The sequence below is a fragment of the Streptomyces gottesmaniae genome (genome assembly GCF_031845845.1).
GTDB lineage: Bacteria > Actinomycetota > Actinomycetes > Streptomycetales > Streptomycetaceae > Streptomyces > Streptomyces akebiae.
Genome location: NZ_JAVRFJ010000012.1, coordinates 13,365 through 27,783 on the forward strand (window position 1 = coordinate 13,365; position 14,419 = coordinate 27,783).

12 protein-coding genes are annotated in these 14,419 nt (G+C 71.4%); 5 read left to right on the plus strand and 7 right to left on the minus strand.

The annotated features are described in order from the left end of the window. Positions 1 to 9: 9 nt before the first annotated feature. Together RM704_RS15355 and RM704_RS15360 are read left to right on the plus strand one after the other, a co-directional pair. Complete coding sequence (locus RM704_RS15355; RefSeq protein ID WP_033524592.1) at positions 10 to 879, plus strand: NUDIX hydrolase; 870 nt, start codon at positions 10 to 12, stop codon at positions 877 to 879. A gap of 142 nt (positions 880 to 1,021) precedes the next feature. Next, positions 1,022 to 1,852 (plus strand): MBL fold metallo-hydrolase, encoded by an 831-nt coding sequence (locus RM704_RS15360; RefSeq protein WP_033524593.1) that lies wholly within the window; start codon positions 1,022 to 1,024, stop codon positions 1,850 to 1,852. A 284-nt stretch (positions 1,853 to 2,136) separates the two neighbouring features. Here the strand turns inward: RM704_RS15360 and RM704_RS15365 are convergent, their stop codons facing one another. After that, positions 2,137 to 2,811: a Crp/Fnr family transcriptional regulator gene (locus RM704_RS15365; protein ID WP_033524594.1), complete on the minus strand. Its 675-nt coding sequence runs from the start codon at positions 2,809 to 2,811 to the stop codon at positions 2,137 to 2,139. Positions 2,812 to 3,104: 293 nt separating this feature from the next. Here RM704_RS15365 and nth point away from each other — a divergent pair, with 293 nt between their 5' ends. The 3 genes from nth (at position 3,105) to RM704_RS15380 (ending at position 6,383) form a co-directional block, all read left to right on the plus strand. Continuing rightward, positions 3,105 to 4,112 (plus strand): endonuclease III, encoded by a 1,008-nt coding sequence (nth, locus tag RM704_RS15370; RefSeq protein WP_033524595.1) that lies wholly within the window; start codon positions 3,105 to 3,107, stop codon positions 4,110 to 4,112. Positions 4,113 to 4,317: 205 nt separating this feature from the next. After that, positions 4,318 to 5,064, plus strand: coding sequence for an NUDIX hydrolase (locus RM704_RS15375; RefSeq protein ID WP_033524596.1), 747 nt, complete (start codon positions 4,318 to 4,320; stop codon positions 5,062 to 5,064). Positions 5,065 to 5,183: 119 nt separating this feature from the next. Further along, positions 5,184 to 6,383 carry a MarP family serine protease gene (locus RM704_RS15380; protein WP_033524597.1) on the plus strand — a complete coding sequence of 400 codons (1,200 nt, stop codon included), beginning with the start codon at positions 5,184 to 5,186 and terminating at the stop codon, positions 6,381 to 6,383. 51 nt (positions 6,384 to 6,434) lie between these two features. Here the strand turns inward: RM704_RS15380 and RM704_RS15385 are convergent, their stop codons facing one another. The 6 genes from RM704_RS15385 to RM704_RS15410 all read right to left on the minus strand — a co-directional run bounded on the left by RM704_RS15385 (position 6,435) and on the right by RM704_RS15410 (position 14,274). Then, positions 6,435 to 6,614, minus strand: a complete 180-nt coding sequence (locus RM704_RS15385) for a hypothetical protein (protein WP_078853953.1) — start codon at positions 6,612 to 6,614, stop codon at positions 6,435 to 6,437. A 127-nt stretch (positions 6,615 to 6,741) separates the two neighbouring features. Continuing rightward, complete coding sequence (locus RM704_RS15390; protein ID WP_033524598.1) at positions 6,742 to 7,704, minus strand: alpha/beta fold hydrolase; 963 nt, start codon at positions 7,702 to 7,704, stop codon at positions 6,742 to 6,744. Beyond that, complete coding sequence (locus RM704_RS15395; protein ID WP_033524599.1) at positions 7,701 to 8,180, minus strand: phage holin family protein; 480 nt, start codon at positions 8,178 to 8,180, stop codon at positions 7,701 to 7,703. Before RM704_RS15395 ends, RM704_RS15390 begins: the two co-directional genes overlap by 4 nt. A gap of 51 nt (positions 8,181 to 8,231) precedes the next feature. After that, positions 8,232 to 9,635, minus strand: coding sequence for a Na+/H+ antiporter NhaA (gene nhaA / locus RM704_RS15400; protein ID WP_033524600.1), 1,404 nt, complete (start codon positions 9,633 to 9,635; stop codon positions 8,232 to 8,234). Between the two features lie 134 nt (positions 9,636 to 9,769). Continuing rightward, on the minus strand, positions 9,770 to 11,728 hold the full coding sequence (gene acs, locus RM704_RS15405; protein ID WP_033524601.1) for an acetate--CoA ligase: 1,959 nt from the start codon (positions 11,726 to 11,728) through the stop codon (positions 9,770 to 9,772). A gap of 170 nt (positions 11,729 to 11,898) precedes the next feature. Further along, on the minus strand, positions 11,899 to 14,274 hold the full coding sequence (locus RM704_RS15410; RefSeq protein WP_033524602.1) for a SulP family inorganic anion transporter: 2,376 nt from the start codon (positions 14,272 to 14,274) through the stop codon (positions 11,899 to 11,901). Between the last annotated feature and the right edge of the window lie 145 nt (positions 14,275 to 14,419).

The window sequence follows — 14,419 nt, forward strand, 5'->3', positions numbered from 1 at the left end:
CCTCCGCCCATGGCAAACGGGCAGTGGTACCCAGCCGAGTGGCCGGACCGCATCCGCGCACTCGCGGCCGGCACGCTGACACCGGTGACCCCCAGGCGGGCCGCCACCGTCATGCTGCTCAAGGACACGGCCGACACGCCGGTCGTGCACATGCTGCGCAGACGCGCCTCCATGGCCTTCGCCGGGGGCGCGTACGCGTATCCGGGCGGCGGGGTGGACCCCCGCGACGACGACCACCAGATCCGCTGGGCGGGCCCCACGCGCGCGTGGTGGGCGTCCCGCCTCGGCGTCGACGAGACCGACGCCCAGGCCATCGTCTGCGCGGCGGTCCGGGAGACGTACGAGGAGGCGGGCGTCCTGCTCGCCGGGCAGAGCCCCGACACCGTGATCGGCGACACCACGGGCGACGACTGGGAGGCCGACCGCGCCGCGGTGGCCGCCCGGGAGCTGTCCTTCGCCGAGTTCCTGGAGCGCCGGGGACTGGTCCTGCGCTCCGATCTCCTCGGCGCCTGGGCGCGCTGGATCACCCCGGAGTTCGAGGCCCGCCGCTACGACACCTGGTTCTTCGTGGCCGCCCTCCCGCAGGGCCAGCGCACCCGCAACGCCTCCACGGAGGCCGACCGGACGGTGTGGATCCGCCCCCGGGACGCGGCGGACGGCTACGACAAGGGCGAGCTGATGATGATGCCGCCCACCATCGCCACCCTGCGCAGGCTCGCGGAATACGACTCGGCCGCCGCCGCGCTCGCCGCCGCACCCGCCCGCGACCTGACCCCCGTCCTCGCTCGGGCCCGTCTGGAGGACGACGACGTGATCCTCTCCTGGCCGGGCCACGACGAGTTCACCAAGCGCGTTCCGGCCGCCGGTGACCCCACATGACCGCGGCGACAGCCCTCCCGGACCGGTCGGGCGGCCGGCCCGGGGCTCCGCCCGCGGTCCCCGCACCGCCGCGCGCCCGCCGGGACGCCGCGCCCGCCCGCCACCGTGGCACTCCTCCCATCCCGCTGGAAGGCTCCTCCGCATGACCGACGCAGCAGCCCTTCCCGGCCAGCCCAGGGGCGGTGTTCTGTCCGGCCCCGCCACGGCGCGCGCCGTCAACGTGCTCGCGCCGAACGCCTCGGTGATGACGCTGGACGGCACCAACACCTGGATCGTCTCCGAACCGGACTCCGAACTGGCCGTCGTGATCGACCCCGGTCCGCTGGACGACGCTCATCTGCGCAACGTCGTCGACACGGCGGAGAAGGCCGGCCGGCGCATCGCGCTGACCCTCCTCACGCACGGCCACCCCGACCACGCCGAGGGCGCCGCCCGCTTCGCCGAGCTGACCGGGACGAACGTACGGGCCCTGGACCCGGCGCTGCGGCTCGGCGACGAGGGACTGGGCGCGGGTGACGTCGTCGCGCTCGACGGCCTGGAACTCCGTGTCGTTCCGACCCCGGGCCACACCGCCGACTCGCTCTGCTTCCACATTCCGGCCGACCGGGCTGTCCTGACCGGTGACACCGTCCTGGGTCGCGGCACGACCGTCGTGGCCCACCCCGACGGCCGTCTCGGCGACTATCTCGACTCCCTGCGCCGCCTGAGGTCCCTCACGGTCGACGACGGCGTCCACACCGTCCTCCCCGGCCACGGCCCCGTCCTGGAGGACGCCCAGGGCGCCGTCGAGTTCTATCTCGCCCACCGCGCCCACCGGCTGGCGCAGGTCGAGACAGCGGTCGAGAACGGTCACCGCGCCCCGGGCGAGGTGGTCGCCCACGTCTACGCGGACGTCGACCGCTCCCTCTGGCCCGCCGCGGAGCTCTCGGTACGGGCACAGCTGGAGTACCTGACCGAACACGGCCTGATCTGACCGCTCGCGAGCCTGAGCGCCCGCCTCCGGGCTTCAGGGCACCCGGGGTGTCACACCGGACCTCAGCACCCTCACGGGCCCCAGAGACCCCTCCCAGGCGCTTCCAGGGGGTCGAGAGCGCGTTCGGGCGCCACTGGACACCCTGGGCACAAGCTCCTGGACACCCTGGACACAACAAGACGGGGCCCGCCCCGAGAAACGGGCCGAACCCCATCGGCGTACGGGCGGCCGCAGCGACCACGGCCTGACGTACCTGGCGGAACCGGTGTACCGCCGGCCCCGCGTCAGCGAGACCGCTTGGCCAGTCGCTCCACGTCCAGCAGGATCACCGCGCGGGCCTCCAGGCGCAGCCACCCGCGCTGAGCGAAGTCCGCCAGCGCCTTGTTCACGGTCTCCCGGGACGCGCCCACGAGCTGCGCCAGCTCCTCCTGGGTGAGGTCGTGCACCACATGGATGCCTTCCTCCGACTGCACCCCGAACCGGCGGGACAGATCCAGCAGCGCACGAGCGACCCGCCCGGGCACGTCCGAGAACACCAGGTCGGACATCTGGTCGTTGGTCCTGCGCAGCCGCCGCGCGACCGCGCGCAGCAGCGCCGCCGCCACCTCGGGCCGCGCGTTCAGCCAGGGCTGGAGGTCGCCGTGGCCGAGGCCCAGCAGCTTGACCTCGGTCAGCGCCGAGGCCGTCGCCGTCCGCGGTCCGGGGTCGAACAGCGACAGCTCGCCGATCAGCTCACCGGGGCCGAGCACGGCCAGCATGTTCTCGCGGCCGTCGGGCGAGGCGCGGTGCAGCTTCACCTTGCCCTCGGTGACCACATAGAGGCGGTCTCCCGGGTCGCCCTCGTGGAACAGAGCGTCACCGCGCGCGAGGGTCACCTCACTCATGGAGGCGCGGAGCTCCGCGGCCTGCTCGTCATCGAGCGCCGCGAAGAGCGGGGCGCGCCGCAGAACGTCGTCCACGAGTTCTCTCCTTGTCGACCTGCTCAGGGGATCTTGCTCCCCGTACTACCAGGGGACCGTGTTCCCCATCTTGCCGGACGGTCCAAACAGTGTGATCTGTCACAAGGATGCCGCACACATGTCCCGGGGTAAGCGTCAGGGGTCCAATTGGGGGCCGATCTTCTGGGCCCGGGGCGGATGTCGGTGCCGGGCTTTAGGCTGGCCGGGTGTCCAAATCGCCGGTGAGAGCACAGGCCGAGGGGGCTGGGCGGGTGGTTGTACGGCGCGATTCCGCTGTGGGCGAACAGGGCCCCATGGGAGCGAACAAAACGGCAAAGGCGACGAAGGTGTCCGATCCATCAGCGGCGGAGAATCCCGCCCGGAAGACCACGGCCCCGGCGAAAGCGGCTCCGGTGAGGAAAGCGGCCCCGGCGAAAGCGGCCCCGGTGAAGAAGGCCGCTACCGCCCGGAAGACGGCAGAGGTGGCGGAGGCGGCCGCGACGCGAGGGGCTCCCTCGGCCCGGAGAAAGGCCCCGGCGGTCAAGCCAGAGTCCCGGACGGCCCTCGTCCGCCGTGCGCGCCGCATCAACCGCGAACTCGCCGAGGTGTATCCGTACGCGCACCCGGAGCTGGACTTCGAGAACTCCTTCCAGCTGATCGTGGCGACGGTCCTGTCCGCGCAGACGACCGACCTGCGGGTCAACCAGACGACACCGGCGCTCTTCGCGAAGTACCCCACCCCCGAGGACCTGGCCGCGGCCGACCCGCAGGAGGTCGAGGAGATCCTGCGGCCCTGCGGGTTCTTCCGTGCCAAGACGAAGTCGGTGATGGGGCTGTCGAAGGCCCTGGTGGACAACCACGGCGGCGAGGTGCCCGGTCGTCTGGAAGATCTCGTCAAGCTGCCCGGCGTGGGCCGCAAGACCGCCTTCGTCGTGCTGGGCAACGCCTTCGGCCGCCCCGGCATCACCGTGGACACCCACTTCCAACGGCTCGTACGGCGCTGGCGATGGACCGAGGCGACCGACCCGGACAAGATCGAGGCCGCCGTCGGCGCGCTCTTCCCGAAGAGCGAGTGGACGATGCTGTCGCACCACGTGATCTTCCACGGCCGCCGCATCTGCCACGCCCGCAAACCGGCCTGCGGCGCCTGCCCCATCGCCCCGCTCTGCCCGGCGTTCGGCGAGGGTGAGACGGACCCGGAGAAGGCCAGGAAGCTCCTGAAGTACGAGAAGGGCGGCTTCCCCGGCCAGCGCCTCAAGCCTCCGCAGTCCTACCTGGACGCGGGCGGCATCCCGGCCCCGCCCCTCGGAGCCGCCGGATGACGGACCGTACCGAGCGCCCGGACGCGCACACCACCGCACCCGTCCGCTTCGGCACGCACGCCGGCGCGCACATCCCCCTCGCTCCGTACGCCGCCTCGCGCCCTCCCCGCCCCGGTCTCCGCCACCCACAAGGGGGACGTGGGCGTCATGTGGAACGATCAGCGGTCCTCCGGGCGTTGGGACCGGAAGAACGACGGGGGTGGCTATGACACGCATGAGCCGGACGGACGGCGGCACGGACACCGGCAACGGGCACCACGCGGGGCGGAACCACGAGTGGGCCGACCACGTCGTCCTGGACAAGGCGGGCCTGCCCACCTGGCTGGACCCGGTGGTGCGCGCCGCCGAGACGGTCGAGCCGCTACAGCTGAGCCGGTTCCTGCCACCGGAGAACGGCTCGGGTCGGCAGTCGGCGGTCCTGATCCTGTTCGGCGACGGCCCGGACGGACCCGAGCTGCTGCTCATGGAGCGCGCCGGTTCGCTGCGATCGCACGCGGGCCAGCCGTCCTTCCCGGGCGGCGCGCTCGACCCCGAGGACGGCGATCCGCAGACCGACGGCCCGCTGCGCGCCGCCCTGCGCGAGGCCGAGGAGGAGACCGGCCTCGACCCGGCAGGCGTCCAGCTCTTCGGTGTGCTGCCCAAGCTCTACATCCCGGTCAGCGGCTTCGTCGTGACCCCCGTCCTGGGCTGGTGGCGCCGCCCCACCCCGGTCCGGGTCGTCGATCCGAACGAGACGGCCCGCGTCTTCACCGTCCCCGTGGCGGATCTCACGGATCCCGCCAACAGAGCCACCGCCGTGCACCCCCGCGGGTACGCAGGTCCGGCATTTCTGGTCGAATCAGCCCTGGTGTGGGGTTTCACGGCCGGAGTGATCGACCGTCTGCTGCACTACTCGGGCTGGGAGCGCCCCTGGGACCGGGAGAAGCAGGTCCCGCTCGACTGGCGCTCATGACAGGGTGTCTGCCGTGCTGCGTCTTCTGGGGCCTGCTGCGTCCCCCTGTCGCCGCGCGGCGGACCGGTCCCCCGGTCGGCCTGTAGTGATCGCGTAGTGACGAGGCGAGGCTTGAAGCGGTGAACGTGCTCGACATCCTGTTGCTGGTCGCCGCCGTCTGGTTCGCGATCGTGGGCTACCGACAGGGCTTCGTCGTCGGCATCCTCTCGGTGATCGGCTTCCTCGGCGGCGGTCTCGTCGCGGTGTACGCCATGCCCGTGATCTGGGACTGGATGACCGACAACTCCGAGGTCAGCACGGCCGCCGCGGTCGTGGCGGTAGTCATCGTGATCGTCTGCGCCTCCGTCGGCCAGGCCCTGACCACCCACCTCGGCAACAAACTGCGCCGCTACATCACCTGGTCCCCGGCCCGCGCCCTGGACGCCACCGGCGGCGCCCTCGTCAACGTCGTCGCGATGCTCCTGGTCGCCTGGCTGATCGGTTCCGCACTCGCCGGAACGACCCTGCCGACGCTCGGCAAGGAGGTCCGCAACTCCAGGGTGCTCCAGGGCGTGGCCGGTGCCCTGCCCACCCAGGCGGACACCTGGTTCGCGGACTTCTCCTCGGTCCTCACGCAGAACGGTTTCCCGCAGGTCTTCAGCCCGTTCTCGAACGAGCCGATCACCGAGGTCCAGCCCCCCGACCCCGCACTCGCCGGCAGCCCGGTCGCCCAGCGCGCCAAGCGATCCATCGTCAAGGTCATGGGCACCGCCCAGAGTTGCGGCAAGGTCCTCGAAGGCACCGGCTTCGTCTTCGGCGAGCGCCGGGTGATGACCAACGCACACGTGGTCGGCGGAGTCGACGAACCCACCGTCCAGATCGGCGGCGAGGGCCGCAAGTACGACGCCAAGGTCGTCCTCTACGACTGGGAGCGCGACATCGCCGTACTGGACGTGCCCAGCCTCAAGGCGCCCGCGCTGAAGTTCACCACCAAGGACGCCGTCAGCAGCGACGACGCGATCGTCGCGGGCTTCCCGGAGAACGGCGCGTACGACATCCGGCCCGCGCGCGTGCGCGGTCGCATCACGGCCAACGGCGCCGACATCTACAAGCGCGGCACCGTCCACCGTGATGTGTACTCGCTCTACGCGACCGTCCGCCAGGGCAACTCCGGCGGCCCGCTGCTCACGCCCGACGGCAAGGTCTACGGCGTGGTCTTCGCGAAGTCCCTCGACGACCCGGAGACGGGCTACGCCCTCACCGCGGACGAGGTCGAGGAGGACATCGCCAAGGGCCGTACGGCCAACCAGCAGGTGGACAGCGACAGCTGCGCGCTCTGAGGCCGGGCGGGGCCGGGGGTGCGAGATCCTGTGCGGGTCGCCCCGTACGGGTCAGGGACGAGGATGGCGCAGCCGGGCCGAGACCCAGCGGGCCCGGCGGCGCAGGATGCGCGGAATGCCCAGCCGGGGATCGGTGCCCTGCAGTTGCGGACCGCCCCTCTGGTGGGAGCTCAGGCCCGAGGCCGAGCGGCGGTTGCGTGCTGCGTCACTGTAGTCGTGCGTCCAGCCCATACCCCGACGTGTGCCCCCGCCCCAAGGTCGATAACCGCCCCCACGCCCCCCAATTGGCCTATGCGCCGGGCAAGTGGCTCTCCGTGGAACAGGTGTTCACGTCCGGATAGCGGGCGACCTGGCCGACTCACCGGTCGGGCTCGGGATCCTTCAGCCAGTTGATGAGTTCGGTCGAGAACGCCACCGGGTCCTCCTCGTGCGGGAAGTGTCCCAGACCGTCGAACAGCCGCCAACGGTACGGCGCTTCGACGTACTCCCCGGACCCGGCCGCACTGCGGGTGCGCATCACCGGGTCGAGCGAACCGTGCAGGTGGAGGGTGGGCACCCGGACCGGCCGCTTCATCCGGCGGTTGAACTGGATGCCGTCCGGGCGGGCCATGGACCGCACCATCCACCGGTACGGCTCGATCGAGCAGTGCGCGGTCGAGGGGATGCACATCGCCCTCTGGTACGCCTCCACGGCCTCGTCGTCGGGCAGCCGCGGCCCCGACCAGTCCCGGATCAGCCGGCCGACGAGGGCGCCGTCGTCGGCGGTGAGCTGCCGCTCGGGGATCCAGGGCCGCTGGAATCCCCAGATGTAGGAGCCCGCGGAGGTCTGCTTGACGTCCGAGAGCATCGCCGAGCGCCACCGCCGCGGGTGCGGCATGGACGACACGGCGAGCCGCCGGACGAGCTTGGGGCGCATCACGGCCGCCGTCCACGCCAGATAGCCGCCCAGGTCGTGGCCGACCAACGCGGCGTCGGGCTCGCCGAGGGACCGTACGACCCCGGTGATGTCGAGGGCGAGGTTCGCGGGGTCGTAACCCCGAGGGGTGCGGTCGCTGCCGCCGACCCCGCGCAGGTCCATGGCCACGGCCCGGAAGCCGGCCTCGGCGAGGGCGACCAGCTGGTGCCGCCAGGTCCACCAGAACTGTGGGAAGCCGTGCAGCAGCAGCACCAGCGGTCCGTCGCCGACTTCCGCGATGTGGAAGCGTGCGCCGTTGGCGGCCACGTCCCGGTGGATCAGCTCCTTGGCGCCGGGCACGTCGAGCCGTACGGGAGACGCGGGCTGATTCCAGGGGGCGGCCGGGGTGGTCGCGGGGTCCGTCATGACGTCGAGCGTGCCACAGCCTCGACGGCGCCGTCGGCCGGGGCGGGCCGACGGGGGTGCGGCTTGGCGTTCTGCAGCACACCCGCCGACTCCTTCATGGACGCGGCGACCTTCTGCGGGCCCTGGCCCTTCTTGGCCTTCTTGGAGAAGACGACGCCGATGAGTGTCAACACGAGGGCGACCACGACGTTCGCCGCGAACGACAGCAGGAAGCAGATCGCCAGGTTCCATTCGCTCCAGGTGCGGATGCCGTACGCCAGCGCGAAACTCAGCATCGGCAGGGAGAAGATCAGTACCGCGCCGGCCGCGGTGAACGCCCCGCCGCCGATCACTCCTCGCTTGACGTCCTGCCTGAGCTGGGCCTTGGCCAGCGCGATCTCGTCGTGCACCAGCGCGGACATCTCGGCCGTCGCCGAGGCGACCAACTGGCCGACGCTGCGTTCGGCTCCGACCGGGCTGCCGTCGGGTGCGCTCATCGGGGTCTCCCTCATATGCGTTTGTACGGTCCTGTCTACGGTCCTGTCAGATCATGCCGGACCGTCGTCGCCGACGCCTGCCCCGCCCGCCACTTCGGCAAGCCTGCGATGTTCTGCGGCCTTGCGTTCGTGGATCTCCGCCATGCGCAGGTGGTACGCCGGGTCACCCTGTTCGTAGATGTCGGGGATGCCGTCGAGGTCGTCGTCGCGCTCCTCCGCGGCCCACAGGGCCTGGTACTTGGCGTTCCGCAGCTTCAACAGGACGGTCGCCAGGACCGCCGCGACGAGGGAACCGGTGAGGACGGCGGCCTTGACGCCGTCGGTGAGCACCTGGTCACCCTCGAAGGCCAGTTCACCGATGAGCAGCGACACGGTGAAGCCGATCCCGGCGAGGGAGGAGACCGCGAAGACGTCCGGCCAGGCCAGGTCGTCGGAGAGCGAGGCCCGGGTGAAGCGGGCGGTCAACCAGGTTCCGCCGAAGATCCCGACCGCCTTGCCGACCACGAGGCCGAGCACCACCCCGAGCGTCTCCGGTTGGGTGAACACCTTCGCCAGCGTGCTGCCCGACACCGCGACACCCGCGCTGAACAGGGCGAACAGCGGCACCGCCAGACCGGCCGACAGCGGGCGCACCAGATGCTCGATGTGCTCGCCGGGGGAGCGCTCCTCGCCTTCGCGCCGGGTGCAGCGCAGCATCAGCCCCATCGCGACCCCGGCGATGGTGGCGTGCACGCCGCTGTTGTACATCAGCGCCCAGACGACGAGCGCGAGCGGCACGTAGACGTACCACCCGCGTACGCCCTTCCTCAGCAGCAGCCAGAAGACGGCGAGACCGGCCAACGCGCCGCCGAGCGCCGCGAAGTTCAGGTCGTCGGTGAAGAACACCGCGATGATCAGGATCGCGCACAGGTCGTCGACGACGGCGAGGGTGAGCAGGAAGGCCCGCAGCGCGTTCGGCAGGGAGGTGCCGATGACGGCGAGCACGGCCAGTGCGAAGGCGATGTCGGTGGCCGTGGGCACCGCCCAGCCGGCCAGGGAGCCGCCCCCGGTGAGGTTGGTGAGCATGTAGACGAGCGCCGGTACGGCCATGCCGCACAATGCCGCGATCACGGGCAGCGCGGCCGTCCGGGGGTCCTTGAGGTCACCGGCGACCAGTTCGCGCTTGAGTTCGATGCCGGCGACGAAGAAGAAGATGGCGAGAAGGCCGTCGGCCGCCCAGTGAGCCACGGACAGGTCGAGGCCGAGTGCTGCGGGTCCGAAGCGGAAGTGGCTGACGCTCTCGTAGCTGTCGTGCAGCGCGGGGACGTTGACCCAGACCAGCGCGGTGACGGCGGCCAGGAGCAGCAGCACACCGCCGACGGTCTCCGTGCGCAGCGCGTCCGCCACGAAGGTCCGCTCCGACAGGGAGAGTCGGTCGAGAACCCTGCGGGTGGGGGTGGTGCGGGACGCGGCCACGGTGGGGACCTCCGGTGGGTGGACAGCACGGAACACTCGCCGACCAGACTTCCCGGCACACCTGTTCTTTAGCTTACCTAAGGGGCACCCGGCATGCCGCTCGCCGGGTGCCCCTGGAGGCCGTACGGGGCGCGTCAGTCCTCGCTGGGCGCCGCCGGCAGCTTGGCCTGGATGAGGTCCATGACCGTGGAGTCGGTCAGCGTCGTGACGTCGCCGAGCTGACGGTTCTCCGCCACGTCACGCAGCAGCCGCCGCATGATCTTCCCGGAGCGGGTCTTCGGCAGCTCCTGAACCGGCAGGATCCGCTTCGGCTTGGCGATCGGGCCGAGGGTGGCGCCGACGTGGTTGCGGAGGTCGGAGACGAGGCTCTCGTCCTCGGCGTTCGCCGTGCCGCGCAGGATGACGAACGCCACGATCGCCTGCCCGGTGGTCTCGTCCGCCGCGCCGACCACGGCCGCCTCGGCCACGGACGGGTGCGAGACGAGCGCGGACTCCACCTCCGTCGTCGAGATGTTGTGGCCGGACACGAGCATCACGTCGTCGACGCGGCCGAGGAGCCAGATGTCCCCGTCGTCGTCCTTCTTCGCCCCGTCACCGGCGAAGTACTTGCCCTCGAACCGCGACCAGTAGGTGTCGAGGAAGCGCTGGTCGTCGCCCCAGATGGTGCGCAGCATCGACGGCCACGGCTCCGTGAGGACGAGATAGCCACCGCCGCCGTTCGGCACCTCGTTCGCCTCGTCGTCGACGACCGTGGCGGAGATGCCCGGCAGCGGCGTCTGCGCGGACCCCGGCTTGGTCGACGTCACACCCGGCAGCGGGGAGATCATCATCGCGCCGGTCTCGGTCTGCCACCAGGTGTCCACGATCGGCGTCGTGTCGGCCCCGATGTGCTTGCGGTACCAGATCCACGCCTCGGGGTTGATGGGCTCACCGACGGAGCCGAGCACGCGGAGCGAGGACAGGTCGAACTTCGCGGGGATGTCGTCGCCCCACTTCATGAACGTACGGATGGCCGTGGGCGCCGTGTAGAGGATCGTCACCCCGTACTTCTGCACGATCTCCCAGAACCGCCCCTGGTGCGGGGTGTCGGGCGTGCCCTCGTACATGACCTGCGTCGCGCCGTTCGCCAGCGGCCCGTAGACGATGTACGAGTGGCCGGTGACCCAGCCGACGTCGGCCGTGCACCAGTACACGTCCGTCTCCGGCTTGAGGTCGAAGACGGCGTGATGGGTGTACGACGTCTGCGTCAGGTAGCCGCCGGAGGTGTGCAGGATGCCCTTGGGCTTACCGGTGGTGCCGGACGTGTACAGGATGAACAGCGGATGCTCGGCCCCGAACGGCTGCGGCGTGTGCTCGCTGCTCTGCCGGTCGACGATCTCGTGCCACCACACGTCACGGGAGTCGTTCCACGCGACGTCCTGGCCGGTGCGGCGGACGACGAGGACGTGCTCGACATTGCCGGCCCGGTCGGCCGCGTCGTCCACGGCGGGCTTGAGCGCGGAGGGCTTGCCGCGCCGGTAGCCGCCGTCGGAGGTGATGACCACCTTGGCGTCCGCGTCCTGGATACGGGTCGCGAGCGCGTCCGCGGAGAAGCCGCCGAAGACGACGGAGTGCGCGGCGCCGATCCGGGCGCAGGCGAGCATCGCCACGGCCGTCTCCGGGATCATCGGCATGTAGACCGCGACCCGGTCGCCCGCCTGGACACCCAGCTCCAGCAGGGCGTTGGCGGCCTTGCTCACCTCGTCCTTGAGCTCGGCGTAGGTGATGGCCCGGCTGTCCCCGGGTTCGCCCTCGAAGTGGATGGCGACCCGGTCGCCGTTGCCGGCCTCCACATGCCGGTCGACGCAGTTGTACGCGACGTTGAGTTCGCCGTCCTCGAACCACTTGGCGAACGGCGGGTTCGACCAATTCAGCGTCTCGGTCGGCTCCTTGGCCCAGGTCAGCCGCCGGGCCTGAGCCGCCCAGAAGCCGAGCCTGTCAGCCCTGGCCTGCTCGTACGCCTCGGCCGTGACGTTGGCGCTCTCCGCCAGGTCAGCGGGCGGCGCGAAGCGTCGCTCCTCCTTCAAGAGGTTGGCCAGGCTTTCGTTGCTCACGACATCTCCCTTGCGGTGCTTTGCCGGGGCGTCCGTTGTGTCCCAGGCCACAGCTCATCAGACCCGGACCCCCGATGACAAGGGCCTTCTTCGGATTGGTTTAGACCTGTGGGCGGGTGGCCCTGCGGCCAGGACGCCACCCCTTCCCACGGACCCGGAGGGAAATCGGTTCACGCGCGCGTGTCGTGCAGGACCGTCCCGGCGGGATCGGACGGGTCGGTCGTGCCGGTGACCCGATCGAAAACGCCGCTCTCGGGTGCTTCCTCCGTGAGCAGGTACGCCTGTGCCTCGCCCACGTGGAAGTACATGCCGTGCAGTTCGAGCGCCCCCTCGCGCAGTGCGCGGGCGACGGAGTCGTGGGCTCTCAGGTGTTCCAGCTGCTGGATGATGTTGGTCAGGCACAGCTGTTCGACGGCGTCGGCGGGTTCGCGACCCGCGAGACGGGCCCAGGGGCGGTTCTTGTCGGTCGCGCGCTCCAGGCTGGGCCGGCCATGGCGCAGCCAGCGCTTGAGGGGGGTCTGGGCGCCGTGCGGATCGGCCTTGAGCAGGGCCTGCATCGCGCCGCAGCCGGAGTGCCCGCAGACCGTGATGGACCGTACCTTCAGCACGTCCACCGCGTACTCGATCGCCGCGGCCACCGAGTCGTCGCCGCTCTCCTCGCCGGGCAGCGGCACGAGGTTGCCGACATTGCGGACGACGAAGAGGTCGCCGGGACCACTGGAGGTGATCATCGACGTGACGAGCCGAGAGTCGGCGCAGGTCAGGAAGAGCTGCGAGGGCTGCTGCCCCTCGCGCGCCAGCCGAGCCAGCTCCCTGCGGACCAGGGGAGCCGTGTTGCGCTGGAACGCGCTGATGCCGCGGGCCAGTTGATGACCGCTCGGGCCTTCGGCCGCCTCCTCCTGCGGCGTGCCCGCGGTCGGGGTGGCCGGGGCCTCGCACTGGTGGTTGCGCCAGGGAGTCCAGGGCCGGCAACGGCAGCCGGCCGCCGAGGTGCTCGCGGGCTCGGCGATCCGGGTGCCGGCGCGGCCGGTGATCTCCACGGTGCCGCCCCGCGCGTGGTGCGCGTGCTGCCAGTCCTGCAGCGACTCGTACGCCGCGTGGTCCATGAACGACCCGTCCAGCTCCACCACGGTGGCGGCCCCCACGGGGACCTGGTGCAGGGCACGGCTGAGGCGGGGCACCGCCAGGAACGTCAACTGGCCGCGCACATGGACGTGATGGACTCCGTCCCTCTCGTCGCGGGTGATGCGGGTGCGGGTGAGGCGGTGCAGGGCGACGGCGACGGCCACGGCGATACCGAGCGCGACGCCCTCCAGGACACCGAAGACGACGACGCCGAGGGTGGTGACGGCATAGACCAGCACCTCGCGGTGGCGGGTGACCGTGCGGATGTGGTGCAGGGACACCATCTGGACCCCGACGGCCATCACCAGGGCGGCCAGTGAGGCGAGGGGGATCTGCTCCAGGACGGGCACCATCAGCAGGGTGGCCGCGACCACCCAGACGCCGTGCAGCATCGTGGAGTTTCGGCTGGTGGCGCCGGCACGGACATTGGCCGTGCTGCGGACGGCGACGCCGGCGATCGGCAGGCCGCCGAGGGCACCGGAGACGACGTTGGCCGCGCCTTGGCCGCGCAGCTCCCGGTCGAGGTCGGAGCGCCGTACGTCGGTCCGCCCGGCCGCCAGTTTGTCCATGGCGACGGCCCCGAGCAGCGACTGCACGCTGCATACGAGCGTGGTGGTGAGGACGGCCGCGACGAGGCCGAGCACCGGCCCGTCGGGCACGCCGGCCAGGGCGTGGCTCCGCCAGGACGGCAGCTCGACCTTGGGCAGGCTCAACGCGGCGACCGCGGCAGCCGCCGTGGCGCCGGCGACCGCGACCAGGGCGGCCGGGATCGTGCGCAGTTGCCGACCGACGGGGCCGGGGAGCCGGGGCCAGGCGAGCAGCAGGGCGAGGGTGAGGACGCTCACGGAGACCGCGGCGGGGTGCAGGTGCGCCAACTGGGCGGGCAGCGCCCCGAGGTTGGCGCTGACGGAGCTCTGCGGGGTGCCGCCGAGCACGATGTGCAGCTGGGCGACGGCGATGGTGACGCCGATGCCGGCGAGCATGCCGTGCACGATCGCGGGGCTGACGGCGAGCGCCGAGCGGGCCACGCGCAGGTGGGCCAGGCCCAGTTGGGACAGACCCGCGAGGACGGTGATGGCACAGGTGGTGCGCCATCCGTACTGGTGGATGAGGTCGGCGGTGACGACGGTGAGACCGGCCGCGGGGCCGCTCACCTGGAGGGGGGATCCGCCGAGGCGTCCGGCCACGATTCCGCCGACGGCGGCTGCGACGAGGCCGGCCTGGAGCGGTGCGTCGGTGGCGAGGGCGATGCCCAGGGACAGGGGGAGGGCGATCAGGAAGACCGCGATGGATGCGGACAGGTCGGCGGCCGAGACATGGAACCGACGGCGCGGCCCCTCCGGCGGGCTGTGCGGTCGGTGATCACGCTCCGTTCGGCTCGAGTCCGGGTCGGTGGTGTGGGTGGGTACGCAGGCGGACATGTTCTCCCGTCTCCTCCGGGGCTGCGCGGACGCGTCGGTTCGCGGCCGTGGGGCACGGCGTTCAACGGTGGGAATCCTCAACGCTCAGTAAACGAATCGTAATGCAGAGTAAAGGACACGCCAGGACATTAGCGGCAAATAGGTC

Bases quoted from the DNA above. Each gene is read 5' to 3' on its own strand.
- RM704_RS15355 (WP_033524592.1), top strand. From the start codon at position 10: ATGGCAAACGGGCAGTGGTACCCAGCCGAGTGGCCGGACCGCATCCGC.
- RM704_RS15360 (WP_033524593.1), top strand. From the start codon at position 1,022: ATGACCGACGCAGCAGCCCTTCCCGGCCAGCCCAGGGGCGGTGTTCTG.
- nth (WP_033524595.1), top strand. From the start codon at position 3,105: ATGGGAGCGAACAAAACGGCAAAGGCGACGAAGGTGTCCGATCCATCA.
- RM704_RS15375 (WP_033524596.1), top strand. From the start codon at position 4,318: ATGACACGCATGAGCCGGACGGACGGCGGCACGGACACCGGCAACGGG.
- RM704_RS15385 (WP_078853953.1), bottom strand. From the start codon at position 6,614: ATGGGCTGGACGCACGACTACAGTGACGCAGCACGCAACCGCCGCTCG.
- RM704_RS15390 (WP_033524598.1), bottom strand. From the start codon at position 7,704: ATGACGGACCCCGCGACCACCCCGGCCGCCCCCTGGAATCAGCCCGCG.
- RM704_RS15395 (WP_033524599.1), bottom strand. From the start codon at position 8,180: ATGAGCGCACCCGACGGCAGCCCGGTCGGAGCCGAACGCAGCGTCGGC.
- RM704_RS15410 (WP_033524602.1), bottom strand. From the start codon at position 14,274: ATGTCCGCCTGCGTACCCACCCACACCACCGACCCGGACTCGAGCCGA.